Source organism: Thermomonas sp. (assembly GCF_029945965.1).
Lineage (GTDB): Bacteria > Pseudomonadota > Gammaproteobacteria > Xanthomonadales > Xanthomonadaceae > Thermomonas.
The window spans coordinates 583,720-608,428 of the sequence record NZ_JAQSDO010000015.1; the positions used below are offsets into that span (position 1 = coordinate 583,720).

At 59.5% G+C, this 24,709-nt stretch carries 26 protein-coding genes and 1 other RNA gene; 12 read left to right on the plus strand and 15 right to left on the minus strand.

Going from position 1 to position 24,709, the window contains the following annotated elements:
* Nucleotides 1-203 precede the first annotated feature (203 nt).
* From PSV05_RS08985 to ssrA, 6 genes are all read left to right on the plus strand, one after another.
* The gene (locus PSV05_RS08985; RefSeq protein ID WP_300064250.1) at nt 204-1,613 is read left to right on the plus strand and encodes a replicative DNA helicase; all 1,410 of its coding nucleotides are present in this window, start codon (nt 204-206) and stop codon (nt 1,611-1,613) included.
* A complete protein-coding gene (locus PSV05_RS08990; protein WP_300064252.1) occupies nt 1,588-1,761 on the plus strand; it encodes a hypothetical protein in 174 nt (57 codons plus the stop codon). The genes PSV05_RS08985 and PSV05_RS08990 overlap by 26 nt, the downstream gene beginning before the upstream one ends.
* Before the next feature lie 4 nt (nt 1,762-1,765).
* Nucleotides 1,766-2,890: an alanine racemase gene (gene alr, locus PSV05_RS08995; RefSeq protein ID WP_300064254.1), complete on the plus strand. Its 1,125-nt coding sequence runs from the start codon at nt 1,766-1,768 to the stop codon at nt 2,888-2,890.
* Between the two features lie 66 nt (nt 2,891-2,956).
* Nucleotides 2,957-4,456, plus strand: a complete 1,500-nt coding sequence (locus PSV05_RS09000; protein ID WP_300064256.1) for a wax ester/triacylglycerol synthase family O-acyltransferase — start codon at nt 2,957-2,959, stop codon at nt 4,454-4,456.
* 104 nt (nt 4,457-4,560) lie between these two features.
* The gene (locus PSV05_RS09005) at nt 4,561-5,235 is read left to right on the plus strand and encodes an OmpA family protein (RefSeq protein WP_300064258.1); all 675 of its coding nucleotides are present in this window, start codon (nt 4,561-4,563) and stop codon (nt 5,233-5,235) included.
* A 134-nt stretch (nt 5,236-5,369) separates the two neighbouring features.
* Nucleotides 5,370-5,724, plus strand: a transfer-messenger RNA (tmRNA) gene (ssrA, locus tag PSV05_RS09010).
* 313 nt (nt 5,725-6,037) lie between these two features.
* Here the strand turns inward: ssrA and sdhD are convergent.
* The 5 genes from sdhD to PSV05_RS09035 form a co-directional block, all read right to left on the minus strand.
* Complete coding sequence (gene sdhD, locus PSV05_RS09015; RefSeq protein WP_345782246.1) at nt 6,038-6,520, minus strand: succinate dehydrogenase, hydrophobic membrane anchor protein; 483 nt, start codon at nt 6,518-6,520, stop codon at nt 6,038-6,040.
* On the minus strand, nt 6,429-6,827 hold the full coding sequence (gene sdhC, locus PSV05_RS09020; protein WP_300064260.1) for a succinate dehydrogenase, cytochrome b556 subunit: 399 nt from the start codon (nt 6,825-6,827) through the stop codon (nt 6,429-6,431). Before sdhC ends, sdhD begins: the two co-directional genes overlap by 92 nt.
* Nucleotides 6,828-6,854: 27 nt before the next feature.
* On the minus strand, nt 6,855-7,625 hold the full coding sequence (locus tag PSV05_RS09025) for a succinate dehydrogenase iron-sulfur subunit (protein WP_300065439.1): 771 nt from the start codon (nt 7,623-7,625) through the stop codon (nt 6,855-6,857).
* Between the two features lie 71 nt (nt 7,626-7,696).
* Nucleotides 7,697-9,049 (minus strand): NAD(P)/FAD-dependent oxidoreductase, encoded by a 1,353-nt coding sequence (locus PSV05_RS09030; protein WP_300064262.1) that lies wholly within the window; start codon nt 9,047-9,049, stop codon nt 7,697-7,699.
* A 26-nt stretch (nt 9,050-9,075) separates the two neighbouring features.
* Entirely contained in the window at nt 9,076-9,309 is a 234-nt protein-coding gene (locus tag PSV05_RS09035; protein WP_300064264.1) for a hypothetical protein, read from the minus strand.
* 288 nt (nt 9,310-9,597) lie between these two features.
* Between PSV05_RS09035 and PSV05_RS09040 the strand changes: the two genes are divergently transcribed.
* From PSV05_RS09040 to PSV05_RS09050, 3 genes are all read left to right on the plus strand, one after another.
* A complete protein-coding gene (locus PSV05_RS09040) occupies nt 9,598-9,726 on the plus strand; it encodes a hypothetical protein (protein WP_300064266.1) in 129 nt (42 codons plus the stop codon).
* Between the two features lie 337 nt (nt 9,727-10,063).
* Nucleotides 10,064-10,585, plus strand: a complete 522-nt coding sequence (locus tag PSV05_RS09045; protein ID WP_300064268.1) for a cytochrome c — start codon at nt 10,064-10,066, stop codon at nt 10,583-10,585.
* 124 nt (nt 10,586-10,709) lie between these two features.
* The gene (locus PSV05_RS09050; protein ID WP_300064270.1) at nt 10,710-12,296 is read left to right on the plus strand and encodes an FAD-dependent oxidoreductase; all 1,587 of its coding nucleotides are present in this window, start codon (nt 10,710-10,712) and stop codon (nt 12,294-12,296) included.
* A 265-nt stretch (nt 12,297-12,561) separates the two neighbouring features.
* Here PSV05_RS09050 and PSV05_RS09055 read toward each other — a convergent pair whose 3' ends face one another.
* Complete coding sequence (locus PSV05_RS09055) at nt 12,562-13,593, minus strand: class I fructose-bisphosphate aldolase (RefSeq protein WP_300064272.1); 1,032 nt, start codon at nt 13,591-13,593, stop codon at nt 12,562-12,564.
* A 105-nt stretch (nt 13,594-13,698) separates the two neighbouring features.
* Nucleotides 13,699-14,019, minus strand: a complete 321-nt coding sequence (locus PSV05_RS09060) for an HPF/RaiA family ribosome-associated protein (protein ID WP_300064274.1) — start codon at nt 14,017-14,019, stop codon at nt 13,699-13,701.
* 437 nt (nt 14,020-14,456) lie between these two features.
* On the opposite strand from PSV05_RS09060, the gene PSV05_RS09065 reads away from it, so the two are divergent.
* Complete coding sequence (locus PSV05_RS09065) at nt 14,457-15,227, plus strand: PRC-barrel domain-containing protein (RefSeq protein ID WP_300064276.1); 771 nt, start codon at nt 14,457-14,459, stop codon at nt 15,225-15,227.
* On the opposite strand, the gene PSV05_RS09070 is transcribed toward PSV05_RS09065, so the two are convergent.
* The 8 genes from PSV05_RS09070 to PSV05_RS09100 form a co-directional block, all read right to left on the minus strand.
* A complete protein-coding gene (locus PSV05_RS09070) occupies nt 15,220-15,498 on the minus strand; it encodes a hypothetical protein (protein WP_300064279.1) in 279 nt (92 codons plus the stop codon). The genes PSV05_RS09065 and PSV05_RS09070 overlap by 8 nt on opposite strands.
* Complete coding sequence (locus PSV05_RS09075; RefSeq protein ID WP_300064281.1) at nt 15,495-17,879, minus strand: phosphoketolase family protein; 2,385 nt, start codon at nt 17,877-17,879, stop codon at nt 15,495-15,497. The genes PSV05_RS09070 and PSV05_RS09075 overlap by 4 nt, the downstream gene beginning before the upstream one ends.
* A gap of 57 nt (nt 17,880-17,936) precedes the next feature.
* Nucleotides 17,937-19,268 (minus strand): glucoamylase family protein, encoded by a 1,332-nt coding sequence (locus tag PSV05_RS09080; protein WP_300064283.1) that lies wholly within the window; start codon nt 19,266-19,268, stop codon nt 17,937-17,939.
* 246 nt (nt 19,269-19,514) lie between these two features.
* Nucleotides 19,515-19,763 (minus strand): hypothetical protein, encoded by a 249-nt coding sequence (locus PSV05_RS09085; protein ID WP_300064285.1) that lies wholly within the window; start codon nt 19,761-19,763, stop codon nt 19,515-19,517.
* Between the two features lie 139 nt (nt 19,764-19,902).
* Nucleotides 19,903-21,213: an APC family permease gene (locus PSV05_RS09090; RefSeq protein WP_300064287.1), complete on the minus strand. Its 1,311-nt coding sequence runs from the start codon at nt 21,211-21,213 to the stop codon at nt 19,903-19,905.
* A gap of 84 nt (nt 21,214-21,297) precedes the next feature.
* On the minus strand, nt 21,298-22,326 hold the full coding sequence (locus PSV05_RS09095; protein WP_345782247.1) for a phospholipase D-like domain-containing protein: 1,029 nt from the start codon (nt 22,324-22,326) through the stop codon (nt 21,298-21,300).
* Nucleotides 22,284-22,844 (minus strand): hypothetical protein, encoded by a 561-nt coding sequence (locus tag PSV05_RS15085; RefSeq protein WP_345782248.1) that lies wholly within the window; start codon nt 22,842-22,844, stop codon nt 22,284-22,286. Before PSV05_RS15085 ends, PSV05_RS09095 begins: the two co-directional genes overlap by 43 nt.
* 64 nt (nt 22,845-22,908) lie before the next feature.
* Nucleotides 22,909-23,631, minus strand: coding sequence for a Crp/Fnr family transcriptional regulator (locus PSV05_RS09100; RefSeq protein ID WP_300064289.1), 723 nt, complete (start codon nt 23,629-23,631; stop codon nt 22,909-22,911).
* A 378-nt stretch (nt 23,632-24,009) separates the two neighbouring features.
* Here PSV05_RS09100 and PSV05_RS09105 point away from each other — a divergent pair, with 378 nt between their 5' ends.
* Nucleotides 24,010-24,210 (plus strand): hypothetical protein, encoded by a 201-nt coding sequence (locus PSV05_RS09105; protein ID WP_300064291.1) that lies wholly within the window; start codon nt 24,010-24,012, stop codon nt 24,208-24,210.
* Nucleotides 24,211-24,342: 132 nt separating this feature from the next.
* Nucleotides 24,343-24,603 (plus strand): DUF5676 family membrane protein, encoded by a 261-nt coding sequence (locus tag PSV05_RS09110; protein WP_300064293.1) that lies wholly within the window; start codon nt 24,343-24,345, stop codon nt 24,601-24,603.
* Nucleotides 24,604-24,709: the final 106 nt, after the last annotated feature.

Genomic DNA, 24,709 nt, shown 5'->3' on the forward strand with positions numbered 1-24,709 from the left:
GGCGCCCGTTTTCGTTGGGCCAAGTTGCATTGGGTTGAATTGAGTGGAGCCAATCGCAGGATTTGCGATCAACCTGTGCAATTGATCGAGTTATCCACAGCTTATGGCGTCGCGAGTCCACAGGGCATGCACCTACGATGACTCCCATCGAACAACAACAAGCGACTCGCGATGACGAGTCGGATAGGGGAGTCGCGTTTCTGATGAGTGCACGCACGGGTCTGCGTTCGGAAGGTTTCAACCCACGTAGCGACAGCCGGATCGAGGCTTTGCGCGTGCCACCTCAGTCGGTAGAGGCCGAACAGGCGGTGCTGGGCGGGTTGATGCTGGATCCCAACGCATTCGACCGTATCGCAGACATGGTGGTCGATACCGATTTCTACCGGCGCGATCACCAATTGATCTACCGCGCGATCCGCGAACTGGGCGAGAAGAACCGGCCGTTCGATGCCGTGACCCTGGGAGAATGGTTCGAGTCGCAGGGCCTCGCCGAACAGATCGCCGGCGGCGCCTATCTGATCGAACTGGCCAGCACCACGCCGAGCGCAGCCAATATCAAGGCGTATGCCGAGATCGTGCGCGACAAGGCGGTGCTGCGCCAATTGATCGATGTCGGCACCGGCATCGTCAATGATGGCTTCCAGCCCGAGGGCCGGGAAAGCGCCGAACTGCTGGCCAAGGCGGAGCAACAGGTGTTCGCGATTGCCGAAGCCGGCGCGCGCGGGCGCCAGGACTTCGTCCCGGTTCGCAAGGCGCTGATCGAAGCGTTCGATGTGCTGCAGACCCGCAACGCCAATGGCGGGGGTATCTCCGGACTGTCCACGGGTTATACCGAATTCGACGAAATGACCGCCGGCCTGCAACCAACCGACCTGATCATCCTGGCGGCACGTCCGGCGATGGGCAAGACCACGCTGGCGTTGAACATCGCCGAAGCCGCTGCACTCAAGTCCAAAAAAGCGGTGGCGGTGTTCTCGATGGAAATGTCATCCAGCCAGCTGGCGCTACGCCTGATTTCCTCAGTCGGCCGGGTCAACGCGACCCGCTTGCGTACCGGCCAATTGGAAGACGAGGATTGGAGCCGTGTGTCCAGCGCGATCCAGATCATGAAGGACGTGAAAATCTTCATCGACGACACCCCGGCACTGTCGCCTGACGTGCTGCGGGCCAAGGCGCGCAGGCTGAAGCGCGAGAACGACCTGGGCCTGATCGTGATCGACTACCTGCAGCTGATGGCAGTTCCCGGCAACAGCGAGAACCGTGCCACCGAGATCTCAGAGATCAGCCGTTCGCTGAAGGGGCTGGCCAAGGAGCTGAACGTGCCGGTGATCGCGTTGTCGCAGCTCAACCGCTCACTGGAAACGCGTACCGACAAGCGCCCGGTGATGGCCGACCTGCGTGAATCCGGCGCGATCGAGCAGGACGCCGACGTGATCGTGTTCATCTATCGCGACGAGTACTACAACAAGGAAGCCTCGCCCGACAAAGGCCTGGCCGAGATCATCATCGGCAAGCAGCGCAACGGCCCGACTGGCTCATTCAAGCTGAAGTTCTTCGGCGAATACACCCGCTTCGACAATCTTAGTCATGACGCAGTGGGCAGCTTCGAGTAAGGCCACGCTCAAAACTTGTTGCGACGGCTTTGTCGGCGCCTACTGGCGGGCGTTCGCTACGCCGCTCGACATGGGGCTTCGCGAACGCCCGCCAGTCTCGCCGACATGGTTGGCCACCGGTGACCGTGGCCTGGATATGGTCGAATAGCGCCATGAGCGACCTCCTTAGCCAGCGTCCGACCCGGATCAAAGTCGACCTCGATGCGATTACCCACAACCTGCGTGCGATCCGCACGCATGCGGGCGTGCCGGTGATGGCCATCGTCAAGGCAAATGCTTACGGCCATGGCTTGGTGCCGGTGGGCTTGCACCTGCAGGCATGTGGCGTGGAGCAATTGGGCGTCGCGTTCGTGGAGGAGGGCATCGCGCTGCGCGAGGCGGGCGTGACCGTGCCGATTCTGGTGCTGGGCGGGATCTTCGGCCCACAGATCGCGCAGTTCATCAGCCATGACCTGGAAATCACCGTGTCTTCGCTGGACAAGCTGCGCCAGGTCGAGACTGCCGCGCAGGCGCTGGGCCGCAAGGCGGTGATCCACCTGAAGATCGACACCGGCATGGAGCGGATCGGCGTGCACAGCTATTCGTGCCGACCCTTCATTGAAGCCGCGATGGCTTCGCGCTGGTGCGAATTGAAAGGCATCTATTCGCACCTGGCATGCGCCGATGATCCGGCATCGCCGATGACCGGCCAGCAGCTGGAACGCTTCCTTGGTGCCTGTGCGCATATCGAACGCGCCGGCGCGCCGATGCCACTGCGTCACCTTGCGAACTCCGGAGGCGTGCTGCATTTTCCGGAGGCCCACCTCGACATGGTGCGTCCCGGCATCCTCATGTACGGCGTGCTGCCGGATCCGGCATCGCAGGCAACGATCAACGTGCGGGCGGCGTTGTCGCTGGTTTCGCAGGTGGTCTATTTCAAGGTGGTCAAGGCGGGCCATCCAGTCAGCTACGGCGCGACCTGGGCGCCCATGGCCGATACGCGCGTCGTGACCATCCCGATCGGCTATGGCGATGGCTATCCGCGTTCATTGTCGTCATGCGGCCAGGTGCTGATTCGCGGCAAACAGCATCCGCTGGTGGGGCGCGTGTGCATGGACCAGTTCATGGTCGACATCGGTGGCGACAGTGCCTGGAACGAGGATGAAGTCATCCTGATCGGCCATCAGGCCGATGCCACGCTGACGACGGAAGACCTCGCACTAGCGGCGGGCACGATCCCCTACGAAATCCTCACCGGCCTCAACGAACGCATCCCACGCGAATATCGCGGCGGCTGAGCGCCCGTGTGCGTTGACCCTGCGCAGGCGGGCGTGATTCACTCAGCGGCCAATCGGGGAGAAACCATGGCTACGTCCAAACCGCGCACGGGTTCCAAGCGGCGAGCCGTGCCTCGACCCAGGCGCGAAGCGATGTCGCGGGTGGACACCGCGTGGTTGCGGATGGAACGGCCGACCAACCCGATGATGATCACCGGGGTGCTGATGTTCGACGAGCAGATGTCGCTGCTTCGCATCAAGAAGGTCATCCAGCAACGCTTCCTGAGTTATCAGCGCTTCCGGCAGAAGCCCGTCGAAGGCGCCACCGGTGCCCAATGGGTTACGGACGAAGCCTTCGACCTGGACTGGCATGTGCGGCTGTCCGGCTTGCCGGGCAAGTCCGGGCCAGTTGCAGAAAAGAAGGCGCTTGAGCGCTTCGCCAGCCAACTGGCCTCAAGCCCGCTGGATCCAACCAAACCGCTCTGGCAGTTCCACCTGGTCGAACGCTATCTGGGTGGTAGCGCGCTGGTGGCCCGCATCCACCATTGCTATGCCGATGGCATCGCGCTGGTGCAGGTGCTGCTGTCATTGACTGACACCACCCGCGAGCCGGCCGAGGCCAGGCGCCTGGACAAGGCCTGGTTGAAGCAGGAGGCCGCGCCGGTCGCGCGCCGGGTTGGTGCGGTGGACCGCTACCTGAAGCTTGGCGGCAAGGTGCTGGAGCAGGGCATGGCGATGTATCGCGATCCCACGCTTGCCGGCGTCATCGCCAGGGAGGGTGGCGAGATCGCCCGCGAGCTGGTCACCGCATTGGCGCTGCCGGACGATCCGCCGTCCTTGCTGCGTGGCAAGCTTGGCGTCAGCAAACGCGTGGCCTGGGCAGAACCGCTCGACCTTGAAGAGGTCAAAGCCGTCGGTCGGGCCTGCGACTGCACGGTCAATGACGTGTTGATGGCAGCAGCAGCAGGCGCCTTGCGCGGTTACATGCTCGATCGCGGCGAAGACCTCGAAGGCGTCACCTTGCGCGCGACCGTGCCGGTCAACTTGCGGCCGCTGGAACATGCCAAGAAGCTCGGCAACCACTTCGGCCTGGTGTTCCTGGAATTACCGGTCGGCGAAGACAATCCCTTGCGTCGGCTGGAACGTATTGCCGACTGCATGAATCAGTTGAAAAAGTCACGCCAAGCTATTGTTGCATATGGACTTTTAGCTGCTTTAGGAATCGCACCTCCAGCGATCCAGGAACTGGCGCTTGAGATGTTCAGCCGCAAGGCCAGCGCGGTGGCGACCAATGTGCCGGGTCCACAGCAACCGCTGTACATGGCCGGATGCACGTTGCGCGACATGATGTTCTGGGTGCCGCAAACTGGTTCGATCGGGATTGGCCTGTCGATCATGAGTTATCACGGACAGGTGCATTTCGGATTGATTTCCGATGCACGCCTGATCCCGGATCCGGATGCGGTGATTCGACGTTTTGGCGCTGAATTCGAGAAGCTGCTGTACCTGGCACTGATGGGCAACTGGGACGAAACCCTTGATGCGGCAGGTGCTTGCGCAATGCTGGAAGCATCAACCGCAGCTTAACCGCCACATTGTCTGTTCACATTCGGGCCACATGCGGTCACCTAGCCTGTGCGACGTATTCAGGGTTTGCCTGAAGACATCCACAGCTCAGGAGTCTTTCCCGCATGAACACCCAGCTCAAGCTCGCCACGCTCGCTGCCACCTTGGCCATCTTCGTTTCGGGCTGCGCCACCTATACCGGCCAGACCAACGATCCGAACGATCCCAACCGTACCGGTCGCGGTGCCTTGATCGGCGCGGCCATCGGTGCTGCAGCCGGCCTGCTCAGCGGCGGCGATGCGGTCGAACGCCGTCAACGCGCGATGGTTGGTGCAGGCGTTGGCGCGCTGGCCGGTGGTGCCGTAGGCGCCTACCAGGATCGCCAGGAAGCCGAACTGCGCCGTGAAACCGCCGGTACCGGTATTGACGTGAGCCGCGACGGCGACGTCATCAAGCTCAACCTGCCGGATGGCGTGACCTTTGATTTCGCCAAATACGACCTCAAGTCGCAGTTCTATCCCGCGTTGAACACGATCGCCTCTACTCTGAACAACTACAACCAGACGATTGTCGAGGTGAGCGGCCATACCGACAGCGTTGGTTCCGATGCTGCCAACCAGACCTTGTCGGAACGTCGTGCGAACTCCGTGGCCAGCTACCTGATTGGCCAGGGCGTGATGCGCGAGCGCTTTGAAATCGTCGGCATGGGTGAGCGCTATCCGGTGGCCAGCAACGACACCGATTCAGGTCGCGCGCTCAACCGCCGCGTCGAGATCCGTTTGCTACCAGTGCGTTCGTAAACCGCGGCTGCCTCTTCTGGCACAAGCACCATCGCACGGGTCGCATCGCGGCCCGTGTTGTTTCTAATGGCGTGACCGCTTGTGATCCCGCTATTCGCCCCTATACTAAGTTGGTCTGCAATATCGACGTTCCCGGGGGTGCACTGGCTTCGACGGGGGTTGCGAAATTGTTTGGCGCATGCCGAGGGGGTAGCTTTCCTCGTAAATCCAGCTGCAAAAACTCAGACGCCAACGACGACGTCTACGCTCTCGCCGCTTAAGGCGTAAGCCCTGAACCCACTTGTGCCTATGCTCGTGGATGTAGGGTCATCATCATGGGATCGAAGCTGGCGGCGACCCGTCAACCAGCCTCTAAACTAAAGCGGGTGTGGATGACGGTGTGCCTCGCACGTTGTGTTGCCGTCATTCGAGATCAAACAACGAGCTAAGCATGTAGTGCCGGGCATGGAGTACCTTCGGACGGCGGTTCGATTCCGCCCACCTCCACCATTTACCGTTCCAAGTACGTCCAAAGAAGGCCGGAATCCCCAATAAAATCAAGGGTTCCGGCCTTTTTTGTGTCCGATGACTTCCTTATGCCGGAATCCCCGAAGTCCGAGCCGCCTTGCGCGCCTTGCGACTGGCGCCCTTGGTGTTCGTACTAGTGGGGTAGCCCAGCCTAAGCTTGCTATAACTCGACACAATTGCCTGGCAGTCCTATGAGTGAGTCGTATCCCAAGATGATGGAGGCAGGGGGATGGGGCCATGGATCCTCCATTGCCGCCTTGAGATTTTGATGAACTGATCAGGCTTCGGCGGGCATTTAGGAGGCCTGAAGCACTATGTAAAGAACCGCAGCGATGCCGACCACAGTGAATACCAGACAAGCGATGCGCATCGCGATCAACGCCACCGTCTTTTGATGGATGGGATGGACGTAATCCTTGATCACCACCCCCAGGCCCAAAGCGGTGTGCCAGAACAATATCATCAAGAGCAACGTCATCAATACCGCGTTGAGCGGCGAGTGCAACCACGTGATCAGCGCAGCATGGTTGCTGCCCGTATGCGCAATGAGCGAGGCGACAAACCACACGGTCAGTGGAACCAACACAACCGCAGTTGCGCGTTGGAGCAACCAGCTACCGACGCCTTTCCTCAGCGCACCGGGATTAACGATATACGTTGGGCGTGGGCGCGGCCTGTTGGTCACATCATCGTCCAACGAACGCGCTAACGACCCACGCGGTGATGGTGAACACCACGCTCGCCGCGAACACGATCCATCCCGATAGATAGATCGCACGCAGTGAAAAGCTGTGCACGGTATCCCAGACAAGGTGGCGCAAGCTGCCACACAGGTGCATGAAGAATGCAAATGTCGCCAGGAACAGAAGCATCTGGCCAAGGGATGATGCAATGGCCGTATGCACAATCAGGTAAGCATGGGGTCCGGCGGCAGCTGCCACCAACCAGATCACCAGCGCGACCGCACACACACTCAACACCACGCCAGTCATCCGGTTGACGATCGACAGCACCGAGGTCAATTGCGGTCGGTAAAACTGGATATTTGGCGAACGCGGCCGTAACCGGCCCGTCGGTGTGTTCATCATCGTCGGATCCTTGTCCATGTGCGGTCAGCCTCCACGTTCGAGCATCATCCGTTTGATCTCTGCGATCGCCTTGCCGGGGTTCAGTCCCTTGGGGCAGGTTCGGGTGCAGTTGAGGATCGTGTGACAACCGTACAAACGGAACGCACTTTGCATGTCATCGAGCCTTTCAGCGGTCGCCTCGTCGCGACTATCGGCCATCCACCGCCACGCCTGCAACAACACCGCTGGTCCGAGAAAGCGATCGCCATTCCACCAGTGGCTGGGGCATCCCGAGGTACAACAGAAACACAGGATGCATTCGTAATAGCCATCGAGCTGGGCGCGCTGCTCTTTCGACTGTAGACGCTCCTTCTCTGGTGCCGGATCGCTTGTTTTCAGCCAAGGTTTGATTGACGCATATTGCGCGAACAGGTGGGTCTGGTCGCCCACCAGATCTTTCAGGATCGGCATGTTGGCCAGTGGATAAATCGTGGCCTGTGGGTCGGTGTCGGCAATGAACCGCGTGCATGCCAGCCAGTTGGTGCCGTCGATATTCATCGAGCAGGAACCGCAAACGCCTTCGCGGCAGGAGCGGCGGAAGGTGAGCGTGGAATCGACTTTGCTTTTGATCCAGATCAGCGCATCCAGGACCATTGGGCCACAATCATCAAGATCGACGGTATAGGTATCGATGCGTGGATTGTCGGGTGAATCCGGATCGTAGCGATACACGTTGAACGTCTTCGCGCGCACCGTGCTGGCGGGCGCCGGCCATGTTCGCCCTGGTGCGATGCGCGACTCCGGCGACACCCCCATGTTGCGCGGCAGCGGGAATCGCTTCAGCAGCGTGAACTTGGGAACCTGGTCTGGGGAAGTGATGATCATGATCAAGCTCCGCGCCGCTGATGTTCCAACCCCTCGCGCTCGCAAATGATGTTGTCTACGTGTTCGCGTACTAATCGGCGATCGTACTCATGCTGCTGCTTTCGATTGCCGCCGGTGATGAGCCGTGCGCCGTACTCGGTTGTGAGGTAAGACCACAGCCAGGACAGCATTACCATCACGCGGCTGCGAAATCCGATCAGGAAAAAAATGTGCGCCGCGCCCCAGGTGAGCCAGCCCAGTAGACCGCTGAGGCGCATCCATCCGAAGTCCACGATTGCCGATTTGCGTCCGATGGTGGCGAGATTGCCGTAGTTGCGATAGCGGAAGTCGCGAGGCGGTGACCTCCCGTCGAGTCGACGTATCAGGAGTTCGCCGACGTAAGCACCTTCCTGTTTGGTCGCCGGAGCAATGCCAGGCACCATTTGGCCGTTGGGATTGATCACGTGCGCGGTGTCGCCGATCACGAAGATGTTCTCATCGCCGGGCAAAGACAGATCTGTCTCGACGCGTACGCGGCCGCCTGCGTCCGCCTCGGCATCCAGCCATTTCGCCGCAAGTGAGGCGGCAACACCCGCTGCCCAGATCAACGTGCGCGCTTCGATGCGGTTTCCGGCGGCAACGATGCCATCCGCGTCGCAGAGTTCGACCGGTGCGTCGAGCAGCACCTCAACCCCCAAATGCTCAAGAGAATGGCGAGCCTTTTCCACGAGTGCTTCAGGAAAGGCAGTGAGCAATCGCGGACCAGCTCCGACCAAGGTGACCTGTACGCGCTGACCATGAAGTTTTCGGTGCGGAATGGCCAATTCGGCCCTGGCCAGTTCTGCGATCGCACCGGCCATTTCCACGCCGGTGGGACCACCGCCGATGACCACGAAGCTCAACAATCGGCGGCGCTCATTCGCATCAGCAATCACTTCGGCTTTTTCAAACGCCGCCAGCACGCGATGACGGATGGCGATGGCATCCTCTGCAGTTTTCAGGACAGGCGCAAAGGGCTGCCAGTCGTCGTGGCCGAAATAGGTAGGGCATGCGCCAGTGGCTACCACCAGGTAATCGTAGGGAATGGGCTCGTCAACCTGGCTCACGTGAATGCTGCGTGTGTGACGGTCGATGGATTCGACATGGCCGAGCAGAACTTGCGTATTACCTTGATGGCGCACGATCTGGCGGATCGGCATGGCGATGTCGGCCAACGAAAGCGCTGCCGTCGCCACTTGATAAAGCAGCGGTTGGAACAGGTGAAAGTTGCGCTGGTCTATCACCGTGACCCTTGCGCGCGCCCGGCGCAAGGCTTTGGCGCAACTTAGACCGCCGAAACCGGCGCCAAGGATGACGGTGTGAGGTGTGGTCTGCACGTCGCTCTGGTTCAGGGTGATGTTCTCTATTTTTCGGTGCGGGTAAGTGCCTTGCCGGAATGATGAACAACGGCTGGTTCGCCGGGATGATGATCATGTTGCTTGACGGAGTACATCGTATTGGCTGCAGTGGTGCCGTGCTTGTGGACGCCGGTCACGGTGCCGTGACCGATGGCGCTGCGATAGTGCCAGGTTACGTCGGTGCCGTTGGCTATCGTCTCGAATGATGCTGGTTTCTGGGGTGCGGTCTTGGTAGGCATGAAGGTCTCCTCATCTTTGAGCAACTGGCGTCCGCTAAAGCAGTTGTCGAAACCGGCGATTACAGGCGCGGCACAGTTCAATCTGCCGAATGAGCACGGCAAAAAACTCCGTGAACATGTCGGTTCAATCATTAGGCGCCCACATTTGTTATCTGTGTGTAAGCGAGCGGTCCCGAGCGTCCCGGTAACACGCCTATTGGCAGAACCAGAGGAAATGCATGATGACAACATCCATGGATCAAGGCACTGAAGCCAGACCTGGAGCGCCAGGCCCAGGTTGAATCTGAGATGGCCGCGATCTCAGAGCAACACCAACACGAAACGTATCGCCGCAACGCACGCATCCACGCCGAGATCCAGATGAACTTGCTGGCGTCGCCACCATTGGTCGTCGCCTATGCCTCGCCGGCACCATGAACACCAATTTGCTGAAGGATTCCCTGGGCACAGCACGCGATGGCAAACCGGTATATCTGGAAGACATCTGGCCCTCGAGCCATTAAATCGCCGCGGACGTCGGCAGCGCCGTGAAGAGTGAAATGTTCGCGGACGGCTACGCCAACGTGTTTGACGGTGACGACAACTGGAAGGGACTGGAGGTGTCGTAGGCCGGCATGTTCACTTGGGCCGACACCTCCATTAGCGGTCCGGCTTCACGGCACCCATTCGATCGGCGCAGTAGGCTTTAGAAATTACACATCAATGCCATCCAGGGAGAGTACGAATGCACTTACGGATACCTCACCTGGTCGGCGTGACCATCTGCTTTCTCGGCGTGTTGTTGGCACTGTCAGGATGCAAGGTCCAATCGCCGCCGGAGACTGCAAACCACACGGCGCACCGGGCTGCTCCTATGCCCGCAGCGACGGCAAGCGCTGAGAAGCAGCCTGTCAATATCAACGTCGGTGCACAGCTACCGCCGAAGGTCCGGGGGCTGCTCATACAGGAGATGCAGGCGATCCTCGGAGCCACTCAAGCGATCCAGGCCGCAATTGTGCAAGGTGACCACGAAACCGTGGCCAGTAAGGCGCAGGCGATCCACGATAGCTTCATCATGGATCAGCAAATGACCGCCGCGGACAAGCAGGCCCTGCTAGCGGCCGTGCCAGACGCATTTCTTGAGCGTGACAAGGCGTTTCACGAGATCAGTGCCCAGCTCGCGCAAGCCGGGCGCGACCGGGACACGAAGCATGAGTTGCGGCAGTTCTCGGAGATGGTTGATGGATGTGTCGCTTGCCACACTCAATACGCCACAGCGCGTTTCCCTGGACTGTAAACACCCAGTCCCTAACTGACTCGGCGTGGGTTGGCGGTCGGTTGCTGCACGTCTAAAGGTTAGGGGTCGAAGGTCGCGAATAGCCGCGATAGCCTCGCGCGCTAAGAACTTTCAGGAGCACAACATGAGCGAAGACAAACCCAACCTGAGCGGCCCGGACTTCACCCAAGGCGTCGATGTCGCAACGATCCCTGACAGCGACATGTTGCTCGGTCATGCACTGGGCGAACCAGTCTTGCTGATCCGGCGGGGGGAGGAATTCTTCGCGATCGGCGCCACCTGCGCGCACTACGGCGCTCCGCTGGTGGACGGATTGCTGGTCGACAACTCGATTCGTTGTCCGTGGCACCACGCCTGCTTCTCCCTCGACACCGGCGAAGTTGAACGCGCGCCCGCGCTGTGTGCGGTACCCGTGTGGCGTGTTGAGCACGTGCGCGATGCAGCGCGCCAGTTTACCCCCGTCGAACAAAAGACCGGTGTCATCTACGTACATGAAAAACTGGAGACCGCACTGGGCAGCGACACCATGGATACTGATGCTGCCGACGCGCCAGAGTCGATCGTGATCGTCGGCAGCGGCGGCGCGGGTAATGCGGCCGCACTGATGTTGCGCGAGCAAGGTTACGCCGGAACGATCACGATGCTGAGCGCAGACACCTCACCGCCCTATGATCGGCCCAACCTTTCCAAGGGAACGCTCGCTGGAACCGGCGATGCGGTAGTCACGCCGCCGCCCACGCTGTCGTTCTATCGAAAACACAAAATCGACCTGCGCTTGAATGCGCGCGTGACACGAATTGACAGCGCGCATAAACGGATCGAACTCGAGGACGGGAGTGCGTGTGCCTACGACGCGTTGCTGCTCGCCACCGGTGCTGATTCTGTACCTCTCGATTTACCCGGCGCCGATCTTCCGCACGTGCATTATTTACGCACCCTGGCCGATTGCGATGCCCTGATCGCCAGTACCGGGAAGGCGAAGCGCGTCGTCGTGATTGGCGCGAGCTTCATCGGTTTGGAGGTCGCCGCATCCTTGCGGGCACGTGAACTCAGCGTTGACGTGGTCGGGCGCGAAGCAATACCGATGGAAAAGATACTCGGCGCGGAAGTCGGTGGTTTCATCCGTCGCCTGCACGAGCAGCATGGCGTGACGTTTCATCTGAGTGCGTCTCCCGCTTCGATCGATTCGACCGGCGTGACCCTGGACAACGGCAAGTGGCTCGATGCTGATTTGGTGGTGATCGGCGTGGGCGTCAAACCCAGCATTGACTTGGCCGAGCAGGCTGGCCTTGCGACAGATCGCGGTATCAGCGTGGATGAATTCCTGCAAACCAGCATTCCCGGCATTTATGCTGCCGGCGATATCGCGCGCTGGCCGGATCGGCTGACTGGCGAAAATATCCGGGTCGAACACTGGGTAGTAGCCGAGCGGCAAGGTCAGACCGCGGCGCGAAACATGCTTGGAATGCGGGAGCGCTTCGACGCGGTGCCGTTCTTCTGGACCGAACAATACGATTTCGGCCTGGCCTACGTTGGCCACGCCGCGCCCTTCGACGATGTGCAGATCGAAGGTGATCTGGAAAAACGCAATTGCAAGATCCGCTACTCACGCGACGGCAGGCAACTGGCCGTGGCTGTGATCCATCGCGATCTTGCAGGACTGCACGCGGAGGTTGCGTTCGAGCGAACCATTACCAATACCATTAAATAAACCCCTACCTCGCGTAATTGGGATCGCGTTGCCGCAAGGCATCTGAGGGATATTCGTGATCTGCCCGGCAACTAGTTCCCGGCGATCAAAGGCTGCAAGTCATTCTCGAAAGAGCAGGGCCGGCGCTGAGCGCCTAAAGCCCTTAGAGATGGCTACACATCACCCGCCCGACTTACCGATATCCCGTGCCCGTGGCAGCACTCGATCGTTCGGTCTCACCCTGCTGCACGAGATAGACGCTCAAGCGGCTTTTTCCGGGCATGGTTCAAGTTCGCTCCATTGCTTCGCTATATTTACCCTGGAGTGCGGCATGGTTGCTGTGGGCGCGATGGCGCAGCGCGTCCTGCGCCGCCGCAACGTGATCTTGCTTGCCCTGCCAGATCTCCAAGGCCGGCTGCTGGATCGCACGGGCAAACGAGAACACCAGTGGCCAGGGCAGATGCGATGCCGGCGACCTCGCCAGCACATTCATTGCGTTGAGACGGGCAGAGGCCAGTTCCGCCGATTGACCGCCGGACAGGAACGCAATCCCCGCGACCGCTGCGGGGACAGTCCTGAGAAGGAGCTCCACCGTAGCGGCGGCGACCTCGTCCACGCTTTCCTGCTTCGGGCTGCTCAATCCAGGAAGCACCATATTGGGCTTCAGGATCACGCCTTCCAGTATGACGCCCTGGATGAAAAGGTGGTTGAAGACGCTGTGCAGCGTCTCCTCGGTGACCTCATGGCTTCGCTCCAGCGTATGCCCGCCAGCCATCAGTACTTCCGGCTCGACGATCGGTACGAGTCCGGCTTCCTGGCACAGGGCCGCATAGCGAGCCAGCGCCTGCGCATTGGCCTCGATACAACCTCGACTGGGCATACCATCGCCGGGCGTTATCACCGCGCGCCACTTGGCAAAGCGCGCGCCCATGCCGGCATATTCCTTGAGGCGATCGCGCAAACCATCGAGACCTTCCGTGATCTTCTCTCCGGGTCGGCCCGCCAGATCCTTCGCGCCAGTGTCGACCTTGATGCCGGGAACGATACCCACTTCGGTCAGGATCTTGACAAAGGACGTGCCGTCTTTGGTTTGCTGGCGGATCGTCTCATCGTAGAGAATCGCGCCGCTGATGCTGCCGGCCAGCCCCGGGGTCGTGACGATGATCTCGCGCCACGTTCGCCGCGCTTCCTCGGTCTGCGCAATGCCGTGCGCAGCGAAGCGCTTGTTGCAGGTCGGGTTGCTTTCGTCCATCGCCAACAGACCCTTACCGGCTCCCACCAGCTGGCGCGCGGTTTCGATAAGTTCCGGCGTGGTCATGAGGACGTGAATTTCAGTTCTTTCAAACTTTCAAGCATGGCGATTTTCCTTTTCAAATCCGCGAATCGCCCTCGACGCCGAAGCGCTTGGCGACTCACGCTTCAACTACGACTGATGCCCTAGTAGCTGCTCCAGCGTGTCATCAAGGGATCTTTTCAACTTGTTCGTCGCGCTGGCGACAGCTTGATCCAGGGTCGCTGCGTGGGACGTGACTGCAATGGGTTGCCGCCCCTCGAGACGGGCTTCCATCATGCAGCGCTTGTCGTTCTCGCCGCTCTTGTCGCCGTTCTCTTCGCTGAGGTGCATCTCGACCCGCGTGATGTGCGTGCTGAAACGGTCGAGAGAACTCGCCACTGCAACTTCAACGCGAGCCACGAGAGCCTCGTGTCCTTCAATGTGGTCATCTGTATTGACTTGGATTTGCATCAGATTCCTCTTTCCTCTTTATGGGTCAGGTTCGTTCATTGCTGATCGAATGCCGCCAAGCCAGTACGCTCAGGCATCCCCCATGCGGGGGTCACTAGATCCGCTTGCGATGGCGTCGAATACCTAGATGCACTCGAAGATCTCAAGTCTACTGGCGGCGTTCATGGCATTCCGTTCGGCGTCGCACATAGGCGGCTCTGCATACGGCGTACTTCGTCGCTCGGTGCTGGTTGGACTCAACGATCTACAGCAAACACGCGCCTGAGGCGCATCCTCAGCGTTCGGCCAATGGCGAGATCTCACCAATTGAGAGCGACCCGATGCGAACGATCTGTGCAGACCGGACGTATTGCGTGGCCTGGCGCACAGACCGTAGCTACAGTCATGGCTCATTCTGCGATGGAGCGCGTGCTTCCCATCACCCAAGGAGACTTCTCATGCTACGCAAGCTCGACGATCTGCACGAGTTCGCCATCCATGCCAGCGACGGCACGATTGGCCATATCAAGGATTTCTACTTCGATGACCACGCTTGGGTCGTACGATATTTCGTTGTCGAAACAGGTAGTTGGTTATCCAGTCGAAAGGTGCTGATCTCGCCAATTGGAACGGGTCGTCCGGACTGGCAAGAGAAAACTCTCCCCGCGGCGATCAAAATGGATCAGGTCAGGAACAGTCCCGACATCGATACCGACCAGCCAGTTTCGCGGCAGCACGAAGGCGAGTTCCTCGACTACTACGTTTATCCGTTTTACTGGGCCGGTCCTGGACTTTGGGGAGCAGGAAATTATCCGAATCCGCATCTGATGGCGATGCCGGAATTCGTGTCGACACCCGCTGTCATATTGCCTGTGTTCGATGAAGTTCAACCCCCTGTGGATGCGACTGGAGTCCACGACTCCGGCACGCAACACCTCGATCCACACTTGCGTAGCGCCAAGATCGTTGAGGGCTATCGCATACACGCAACCGATGGAGAGATCGGTCATGTGCAGGGCCTTCTGTTCGACGATGAGACTTGGGAGATCCGATACCTCATCGTGAACACCAGTAGCTGGTGGCTGGGGCATCAGGTATTAATCGCGCCGCAATCGATCAAGGGCGTGAGTTGGTTCGACGGCACGGTCTCGATCGACCTGACCCGCGAACAAATGAAGAACGCACCGCACTACGATCCTGCGATGCCTTTGGACGATCCCGTTACTTGAAATAACGCTGGAGGAGTTCGATCAGGGCGGCTGCTTCGTGGGCGCGCTTGCTCGGGTCCGTTTCACCCACAACGTGTTCCGATAGGTGGCCCGTCATGACTTTGATTATGAGGCCATGCATTGCACCGTCTCCGGTCGACACGGTTATCTCGAAACGATCATCACGTTGGATCAGTACACCGGGATCCCTGTCCTGCCGCCATACGTAAGCCGCCGCCTTGAGCGTCGCTGAGCCGAGGTTGAGCGCGAGTACTTGCTGCTGAGGCTTCATGGGTGTCCAGCCAGACTCCATTTCCAGTTGCGGATTTCCGGCATGTCCTGCCCATGCTCGTTGATGTACTGTCGGTGCTCGACCAGCTTGCCCTTGAGCTTCTGCTTGAGGTAGATACCATGCTCGCCCGCCTGCGGCACCCGGTCGATCACGTCCATCGCCAGGTGGAAGCGATCCATGTCGTTCAGTACCGTCATGTCGAACGGCGTGGTGACGGTGCCTTCTTCCTTGTATCCGCGCACGTGGATGTTGCCGTGGTTGGTGCGGCGATAGGTCAGGCGGTGGATCAGCCACGGATAGCCGTGGAAGGCAAAGATGACCGGCTTGTCGGGTGTGAACAGTCCGTCGAAATCAGCATCGCTCATCCCGTGTGGATGCTCGCTCTGCGGCTGCAGCCGCATCAGGTCGATGACATTCACGACCCGGATCTTCAGCTCGGGCAGATGTTCGCGCAACAGCGCAACTGCGGCGAGAGTTTCCAGCGTGGGCACGTCGCCGGCGCACGCCATCACGACATCGGGCGCAGCTTCCTGATCGTTGCTCGCCCAAGGCCAGATGCCGGCCCCCTGTGTGCAGTGTTTCACCGCCTGATCCATCGTCAGCCACTGTGGCGCTGGGTGCTTGCCCGCGATCACGACATTGACGTAATGGCGGCTGCGCAGGCAGTGATCCATCACCGAGAGCAGGCAGTTCGCATCCGGCGGCAGGTAGACACGCACGACCTCGGCCTTCTTGGTCATGACGTGGTCGATGAAACCGGGATCCTGGTGTGTGAATCCGTTGTGGTCCTGGCGCCAGACGTGCGAGGCCAGCAGATAGTTCAGCGAGGCGATTTTGCGTCGCCACGGCAGGTGCGCCGTGACTTCCAGCCATTTGGCATGCTGGTTGAACATCGAATCGATGATGTGGATGAAGGCTTCGTAGCAGTTGAACAACCCGTGCCGTCCGGTCAGCAGATAGCCTTCCAGCCAGCCTTCACACTGGTGCTCGCTGAGCATTGAGTCCACCACGCGTCCGCTGGGCGCGAGAAATTCGTCATTGGGCGCGGTGGCAGCATCCCATTGGCGATCGGTCGCTTCAAACAGCGCGCCCAGTTTGTTGGAGAGCGTCTCGTCCGGTCCAAACACCCGGAAATTGCGTGCTTCCTGGTTCAACGTCGCAACATCGCGCAGAAAGGGTCCGAGTACGCTGGTGTCGCCGATGCCGAGGATCCCCGGCGCGGGCACTTCCACGGCATAGTCGCGGAAATCCGGCATTCTCAGATCGCGCAGCAGAATGCCGCCATTGGCGTGCGGATTGGCGCCCATCCGCCGCTCACCGGTGGGAGCGAGTTCGGCCAGCTCGGGCTTGAGGCGTCCGTTTCCGTCGAACAATTCGTCGGGCCGGTAGCTGCGCATCCAGTCTTCCAGCAGTGCGAGATGCTCGGGATGCGTGGCGGGATCTGACAGCGGCACCTGATGGGAGCGGAAGGTACCTTCAATCTGCAGGCCGTCGACGATCTTCGGCCCCGTCCAGCCCTTCGGGGACTTGAGCACGATCATCGGCCAGCGCGGGCGAGTGAGGTCGCCGTCGACCCTGGCCCGTTGCTGGATCGCCTTGATCTCCGCCACGACAGTGTCGAGCGTCGCGGCCATCGCCTGGTGCATCAATGCAGGATCATCTCCCTCGACGAAGTAGGGCGTCCAGCCGTAGCCGCGCAGCAGCTGTTCCAGCTCCTCATGGGTGATGCGAGCCAGAATTGTCGGGTTGGAGATCTTGTAGCCGTTCAGGTGCAGGATCGGCAACACCACGCCGTCCGTCACGGGATTTAGGAACTTGTTGGAATGCCAAGCGGTCGCCAGTGGCCCGGTTTCGGCTTCGCCATCGCCGACCACACAGGCGACGACAAGATCGGGATTGTCGAACACCGCACCGAACGCGTGACTGAGCGAGTAGCCGAGTTCGCCGCCCTCATGGATCGACCCTGGCGTCTCTGGCGAGGCGTGGCTCGGGATACCACCGGGAAACGAAAACTGCTTGAAGAGCTTCTGCAGCCCGGTCTCGTCCTGGCTGATCTCTGGATAGATCTCGCTGTAGGTGCCTTCGAGATAGGTATTGCCGACCACTGCCGGGCCGCCATGACCAGGGCCGGAAATATAGATCATGTCCAAGTCGTATTGCTTGATGATCCGGTTCAAATGCACGTAGATGAAGTTTTGTCCCGGCGTCGTGCCCCAATGGCCGAGCAGCATCGCTTTCACATCTGACAACTCGAGCGGACGTTTCAGAAGAGGATTGTCGCGAAGGTAGATCTGTCCGACCGAAACATAGTTGGTTGCACGCCAATAAGCGTTCATCCGCTCCAGCAGTTCCGGCGTCAGCGCCGTCAGTGGGCTATTCACGGTCGGACTTCCTCACTATTCGTATGGGTGGATCTGTGGGGATGGCACGTGGGAATCTCACAGCCATCCATTGGTAAAGCCTGCTCGCCGCAGTCCGGTCTTGATGTGAGGACAAGCGCGCATCAGTCGCCACGGCAGCCCGGAGCGAAAGTTTTCGCACATCACCACCACTGGCCCCAGATTGATGCCGAAGTGGTATTCGGAGCACCAGTGAAGACTGGTGTCCGACTCGATGGAATAGGTCGGATTGATGCTGCAGCGAAAACAGTGTTCTCCGCTCGCTTGGGGATAGGCGTCCTGCAGATGCCGGATCGCCGGCAGCACGATTTCTGGCGCGAATGGCAGCGACGCCGCGACGGCCCAGGGAGCGATGGTGCCGTCGTCGGGACCATACGGTGCGCCGCGGGCGATGTAGTCGAAAAAGGTCCGATCGATGCCATCGATCCGCCGCGTGGTCCAGCCTGGACCATCGCTCGCCGTCAGTCCCCAGAAATTGGCGCCATAGCCCACGAACTCCAGCGGATTACGAATTGCGTAGGCCCGTTGGGCGTACGTCGCGCGGCGGCTGTTTTCGAAGTAGTCGATGCCTTTTCCGCGCGCGAATGCATCCTGGATGCCACGCAGGTCGAGCCAGCAGTGCGAGAACTGATGAAGGAATAGAGGACCTCCATAAAGGTACTCGTACCCATCGACCGCCTTCCATTGATAAGTCGATGCCCACGCCGTGTAGCTCTCCGCCGGTAACGGATGCGTCGGCGAGCCTAGCCCCAGCACGTACAGCAGCAGCGCCTCGTCATAGCCTTGCCAGCGGTAGGGGAGGAAGCCACTTTCTGGCTTCCAGCCGTGAGTCAGGGTCGCGCCGCCATTGCAGGCCCACTGCCAGTCGACCCGTTGGTACAGCAGCTCCGCGAGATTCCGGATTTCTTGTTCCTGCTCGTCGTCCTGATCGAAGTAACTCGCGGCGGTCAGCATGCCGGCCAGCAGGAAGCCGGAATCGACGGTCGACAACTCGCAACGCCCGGCGCGGCGACCCGTCGTCATGTCCAGGAAGTGGTAATAAAAGCCCTTGTACCCCGTTGCATCGGGTGTCGCATCGTGGGGGCTGTTTCGAAAGAAGCGCAGCACCGTGAGTGTGCGATCGACGGCATCGGCACGCGAGATCCAGCCACGCGCGATGCCAACTGGATAACAGGCCAGCGAGAAGCCCACGGCCGCGATGCTGGCGTCGGAGCCGCGCTGCGACTTATCGGCAACCAGACCGTTGAGCGAACTGGTCTGCTGCAGGAAGTACTGGAAGGAGCGGCGCTGCATCGCATCCAGCCTTGTTTCGCCGAAGTCTGTCAGAGCAGAATCGGTATTGCCGGGTGGCGTTGATGTCACATCGTTCATGGCAGGTCCGGCACCTCTGTTCGATCCGATGGACCCGGCGATTTACTCCGCCCAAGCAGGTGATAACGATCAAGGCAATGGCAATGCCTGACGGGAACAGTGATGCGGGGACAAGGCATCCTGTTTGACGGAGTGACAGCGCAATGCGTACTTACGATGGTTTCCGCCTGTCAGTTGAGGTATCAGTCGATCACCGTGAATGGACCGCGATGAGCAAGTGACCATGATGCCGCCAGAAGCGAAATATTAAGGTTGATGCGCGTTGGTTTCGGATTCCAATTTTCGCGCTGTGTTGTCCAAGCAGGTTGACCACGCCTGCCTCACATCCGTGCTTGCCTCGTCCCAATCCATGACATGAGCGCTCCACAGCCAGACTTTCGCCAAGATCGGATCCAGCTCGTCCCATGTCTTGTCGAAAAGCGATTCAACTGCCTGTCGGGCCAGCTCGAATCCAAACAATTTATCGGCTTCTCGAGTTGCACTGATGTGTTTCATTTACGGTGTTCCGATGCGTGCTGAGATGCGCAGAGAAGCAGCATCCTGTTTTGATGGCGGGATGTCTGTTCGCTACCGCACGCACTGGATCTTGGCTTGAAGGAGGAACGGCTTCGATAGTCCAGATAGAACCGTGGGCTCAGGAAGCCTCAGCCTGTTGCTGGCGACGCTTACGCAGGTATAGGCGCTCGAATGCGAAGACCGACGCAATGGACAAAACCGCGATCACCACGACCCACGGGTCTGATCGAAGCTTCAGAGCTGCGAATACCAGAACCACGAGTACATCGAGACCGATCGCCAGCAGCAACACCCCGCCGCGGGCGTCGATTTCGCGGCGAAGATGACGATAAACGCCCCACTGGATCACGATGTCCATGAAAAGATAGAAGAAAGCACCGAGTGACGCGATACGGCTGAGGTCGAAGAATAGTGTCAGGAGTGCTGCGATCACCGCGGTGTATACGAGCGTATGGTCGCGAACACCTCCTGGCATCCCGAAATGGCTGTGCGGGATCAGCTTCATGTCAGTGAGCATGGCGAGCATGCGCGAGCATGCGAACATGCTTGCCAGCAAACCCGAGGCGGTCGCCGTTATCGCGAGCGCGACCGTGAAATAGAAGCCGTAACTGCCGAGCGAAGGGCGTGCAGCCTCGGCCAATGCATAATCCTTGGCCTGAATAATCTCGGGTAGCGAAAGGCTCGAACCAACGGCGAACGCGACCAACAGATAAACGACGACGCAGATCGTGATCGAGATGATGATGGTGCGCCCAACGTTGCGATGGGGATCAACGATCTCTGCACCGCTATTTGTGATCGTCGTGAATCCCTTGTAGGCCAGGATGGACAGCGCAATGGAAGCGACAAAGCCGGTTAGTGTGGTTGCGCCCGTATCATTTGCTGCAGGCGCGAACGTAAAACCGCTTGCCCACAGCACCGCGATCCCGAACAGCATGATCCCGCCTATCTTCAGTGCCGCCATGATCAGCGACAGCACTCCTACCGAACGGTTCCCAGACGCGTTGACAAGGTAGGCAACCGCGATCAGTCCGATGCTGAGCGCAGGCAGCAGCAACGAGTCATAACCGAGACCCAGCAATTGCATCGAATAGGTGCCGAATGTTCGCGCTACCAGGCTCTCGTTGATCACCATCGAAAGCGTCATGAGAAGTGCTGCCGCCGCTGCAATCGTGCCGGCACCGTAGGCCTTCTGCAGAATCATGGCGACTCCGCCCGCGGACGGATAGGCATTGGACATCTTGATGTAGGCGTACGCGCTGACGGACGTGATGACAGCGCCAGCGACGAAGGACATCGGGAATAGCGGTCCGGCCAGCTGGGCAATCTGGCCGGTCAGCGCGAAGATGCCGGCGCCAATCATTACGCCAGTTCCCATCGAGATCGCGCTGGCAAGCGTGATGCTGTCCTTCTTGTACGCTGACTTCATGTGCGTGGAGTTCTGAAATTATTAGGATATTGATCGCGAAATGATCTTGGCGCGGATGTGCCGAGTGGAGAAATTTTCGGCTATCTACAGCTGCCATTCGATCGGGAGCCAGTCGAGCACTTGAACGATACCGCGTTGCCAGACAGTGGTATCCGGCTCCTGTCGGAATATCGCCGGTGGTGTCCGGCTCCGGTCGAGCCACCGCAAGTCACCCTTGGGATTGCGGTACACCCAGTAGCTGATGGTGGGATCGGCCAGGCGCAAGTACTGGTTGCGCACATCAATGGCGATAGCAGGATCTTCGAACAGCACGCCCATCTCGGTGTTGAGGGCGATTGAACGTGGGTCGAGGTTGAACGAGCCCACGAAACCGCGCGCATCATCCACCGTGAACGCCTTGGTATGCAGGCTTGCGCTGCTGCTGCCGAATGCGCCCACTGATGCGGTGTTGCCCCGGGCCTTGAGTTCGTACAGGTGCACGCCTTGCTCCAGCAGGGTTTTGCGGTAGTTCGCATAGCCTGCGTGCATCACCGGGACATCCGTGGCGGCCAGCGAATTGGTGATGACGCCGGTTTCGACTCCTTTGCCGGCCAGCGCCGCCAGCGCGGCAGTGCCGCCCTCGCCGGGGACGAAGTAGGGCGAAACCACGAGTGCCTTGTAGCGCGCTGTGCCAAGCATTTCCGCCAGCCGATGGATCAGCCAGCCGCTGTGATCCCGGTCGCGTCCTTTAAGCGGAGGATCGGCGATCACCTGCACCCCGGTGCTCCAATGGGGAACCAGGGCACGCTGATAGTAGTCACGCACGGCAAGGGTCTGGGCGACACGATCAAGATAGCGTTTCGCGGCTGGCTGCAGCGCGTCCATGTCAGCGCTGGCCAGCATCCGACGCAGTGTTTCGGGTTTCTTCCGGCTCAACGCAGCCATCGGGACCACTGCTGCGCTGTTCCAATAGGCGTCGAAGATGGTACTGGCCTGCTGTACGGCCGGTCCGAAGAGCAAAAGATCGAGGTCGCGGAAGTTCACCTCGGCATCGGCGCTGAAATACGTCTCGCCGATATTGCGTCCGCCTACTATGGCGACGCGACCGTCGGCGATCCAGGCTTTGTTGTGCATCCGGTAGTTGAGGCTGAATATGCGATGCACCATCTCCAGTACGCGTGCCGGCCCTTGGCGATTGCGGAATGGGTTGTAGAAGCACAACTCGATGTTCGGATGGGCGTCCAGCCCATCAGTTGGGGGTCAACGCCTTTGGCATTCAGGTCGTCGAGCAGGATGCGCACGCGCACACCCCGCTGCGCGGCGGCGTGCACTTCACGAGCCAGCAGGCGGCCGGTCATGTCGTCGTGCCAGAGGTAGTACTGCAGGTCGAGACTGCGTCCGGCCTTGCGCGCGGCCAGCGCGCGCATCGCAAAGGCATCCAGTCCGTCTGTTACAAGCACAACGCCGGTCTTGCCCGGGTGGGTGGCCAGCAGCGGCGCCAACTCCCGATCGATTTGAGTCTGCCCCGGTTGCAGCGCCAGCGCATGGCTGGGAGCACCGGTGGCCGGTGGCGTCAGGTGGTCGAAGAGCAGCAGGCCGACGAAGACGATAACGACCAATGACAGCAATCCCAGAACCATCCAGAGAAACATGCGTCGCATCGTCAGCGTTGGTCAATCCACTCGAATGAGCCGAGATTCCTGGAACCCATGATTTTTACGTCGCTATTGCGGCGGGAAGCAAACGGTCGTATTCCTTCTTGACCACGGCATAGCATTCGCAGGAGCGTTTTTCGATTCCGGCTCGATCCAGCACCGTGATGTGGCCGCGTTGATACCGAATCAGCCCTGCCTGCTGCAAATGTCCAGCTGCTTCCGTGACGCCCTCGCGACGCACGCCCAGCATGTTGGCGATGAGCTCCTGGGTCATGACGAGTTCGTTACCTTGCAGTCGATCCAGGCTCAACAGCAGCCATCTACACAACTGCTGGTCCAGCGAGTGATGGCGGTTGCAGGCCGCTGTCTGCGCCTTCTGGGTGATGAGAGCCTGGGTATAGCGCAAAAGGAGATGCATCATGGGTCCAGCCCGATTGAATTCCTGCCTCATCACGTCCGCCTTGAGTCGAAATCCCTGCCCCGCACTTTGGACGACTGCGCGGCTCGGCGTGGAGATGCCGCCCATGAACAATGCAATTCCGACGATGCCTTCGTATCCAACCACTGCTATTTCGGCCGAGGCACCGTCTTCCATCACGTGTAGCAGTGACACGATCGATGTCGTAGGAAAATAAACGTGGGTGATAAGGCTGCCGGACTCGTAGAGCACCTTGCCGAGCGGCATTTCCACGGATTCAAGCAGCGGTAGCACATGCCCAGCCTCGCTATCGGGTAAGGCCGCGAGCAACTGATTCTCAAGGGGGTTGAAAGGCGGGGTAGGCATCGAAGATCCGGGGGAGGGGGCGATGCACGCGGCCCATCTGAAGCTGCACGCCAGAAATATGAGCCAGTATGGCCCCCAGTTGAATTTGGCTCTCACAAGCCCTTCACAAATACCTGAAGTTTCAGCGCGCTACGTGGGACAGCGTACAGACGCGCGTACGTCTCATATTCAATGCTGTGCTCCTGCAACCGCACACCGGAGAACGTCATGGCGCATTTCTACGATGGCCATCACTTAGTCGGTATACATCTGATGTGGTGGGTGTTCTGAGGTTTGCTCTTGCTGATCTTGTTCGTCCTTATGAGCCGGTTCGCAGGAATCGACGAATGAAGAACGAAGACATGATCTCGAAGCCGTAAAGTTGCAGGAGGTACTGACATGGCGATTTATTTGCTTCCAACGCCAAAGAACGGGTACGTCGAGCGCCCTTCGAGGGTGATCGCAGCATCTGGCATTTCAACAGAAGACCTCGCCATGCCCGAGCCGAATACAGCAAACGACGTTGGAAAGGCCGAGCGTTTCACCCGGTGGAAAGCCTTACAAGTGGAAAGCATTAAAGGTGTTATGCGATGGGTGTGAGGACTGCGGAAATGGTGGCCATGACGGTCATGGCTGCGGAAAAGCCGACGAAGGCGGCGATCCGCACCATTCGTTGCGCAAGGATGAAGAAAGCAGCCTGTCGCAAGTCCACCAACACAAGGAAGGCCGGTCATGCTTAGCATCAAGATCGTTGCTTGGGCGCTCGGATTGTCGGGTGCCGTAAGTTTTGTCATATGCGTGTTATTCGGACTGATCACACCGCAAAGCCTGCATATGCATGTGTTCCTGGAACAGGTACTGCCGGGATTCAGGTGGCTAACCTGGCCGGAATTCCTATTGGGCCTGGTCGAAAGCTTTCTGTACGGCGTTTATGCGGCGCTCGTGTATGTGCCGATCTACAACTGGCTGACAATACGCTTCGGCGATGCGTGATGACACCCATGGTGGGAACAATGGACAAGTGTTGTCACTAGAAATCCCGTCGCGAGCATTTTTTAGTTAGGCAAAGAGCAGTAATTACTTCAGCGGATATCCCTGT

Coding starts and splice junctions, on each gene's coding strand:
- PSV05_RS08990 (WP_300064252.1), top strand. CDS start 1,588: ATGACGCAGTGGGCAGCTTCGAGTAAGGCCACGCTCAAAACTTGTTGC.
- PSV05_RS09090 (WP_300064287.1), bottom strand. CDS start 21,213: ATGAAGTCAGCGTACAAGAAGGACAGCATCACGCTTGCCAGCGCGATC.
- PSV05_RS09005 (WP_300064258.1), top strand. CDS start 4,561: ATGAACACCCAGCTCAAGCTCGCCACGCTCGCTGCCACCTTGGCCATC.
- PSV05_RS09100 (WP_300064289.1), bottom strand. CDS start 23,631: ATGCCTACCCCGCCTTTCAACCCCCTTGAGAATCAGTTGCTCGCGGCC.
- PSV05_RS09055 (WP_300064272.1), bottom strand. CDS start 13,593: ATGACCACGCCGGAACTTATCGAAACCGCGCGCCAGCTGGTGGGAGCC.
- PSV05_RS09035 (WP_300064264.1), bottom strand. CDS start 9,309: ATGCCTACCAAGACCGCACCCCAGAAACCAGCATCATTCGAGACGATA.
- PSV05_RS15085 (WP_345782248.1), bottom strand. CDS start 22,844: ATGTTTCTCTGGATGGTTCTGGGATTGCTGTCATTGGTCGTTATCGTC.
- PSV05_RS09000 (WP_300064256.1), top strand. CDS start 2,957: ATGGCTACGTCCAAACCGCGCACGGGTTCCAAGCGGCGAGCCGTGCCT.
- PSV05_RS09025 (WP_300065439.1), bottom strand. CDS start 7,625: ATGGGGGTGTCGCCGGAGTCGCGCATCGCACCAGGGCGAACATGGCCG.
- PSV05_RS09050 (WP_300064270.1), top strand. CDS start 10,710: ATGAGCGAAGACAAACCCAACCTGAGCGGCCCGGACTTCACCCAAGGC.
- PSV05_RS09080 (WP_300064283.1), bottom strand. CDS start 19,268: ATGAACGATGTGACATCAACGCCACCCGGCAATACCGATTCTGCTCTG.
- alr (WP_300064254.1), top strand. CDS start 1,766: ATGAGCGACCTCCTTAGCCAGCGTCCGACCCGGATCAAAGTCGACCTC.
- PSV05_RS09070 (WP_300064279.1), bottom strand. CDS start 15,498: ATGAAGCCTCAGCAGCAAGTACTCGCGCTCAACCTCGGCTCAGCGACG.
- sdhC (WP_300064260.1), bottom strand. CDS start 6,827: ATGAACACACCGACGGGCCGGTTACGGCCGCGTTCGCCAAATATCCAG.
- PSV05_RS09065 (WP_300064276.1), top strand. CDS start 14,457: ATGCTACGCAAGCTCGACGATCTGCACGAGTTCGCCATCCATGCCAGC.
- PSV05_RS09095 (WP_345782247.1), bottom strand. CDS start 22,326: ATGCACAACAAAGCCTGGATCGCCGACGGTCGCGTCGCCATAGTAGGC.
- PSV05_RS09040 (WP_300064266.1), top strand. CDS start 9,598: ATGGCCGCGATCTCAGAGCAACACCAACACGAAACGTATCGCCGCAAC.
- PSV05_RS09105 (WP_300064291.1), top strand. CDS start 24,010: ATGGCGATTTATTTGCTTCCAACGCCAAAGAACGGGTACGTCGAGCGC.
- PSV05_RS09085 (WP_300064285.1), bottom strand. CDS start 19,763: ATGAAACACATCAGTGCAACTCGAGAAGCCGATAAATTGTTTGGATTC.
- PSV05_RS09060 (WP_300064274.1), bottom strand. CDS start 14,019: ATGCAAATCCAAGTCAATACAGATGACCACATTGAAGGACACGAGGCT.
- PSV05_RS08985 (WP_300064250.1), top strand. CDS start 204: ATGAGTGCACGCACGGGTCTGCGTTCGGAAGGTTTCAACCCACGTAGC.
- PSV05_RS09110 (WP_300064293.1), top strand. CDS start 24,343: ATGCTTAGCATCAAGATCGTTGCTTGGGCGCTCGGATTGTCGGGTGCC.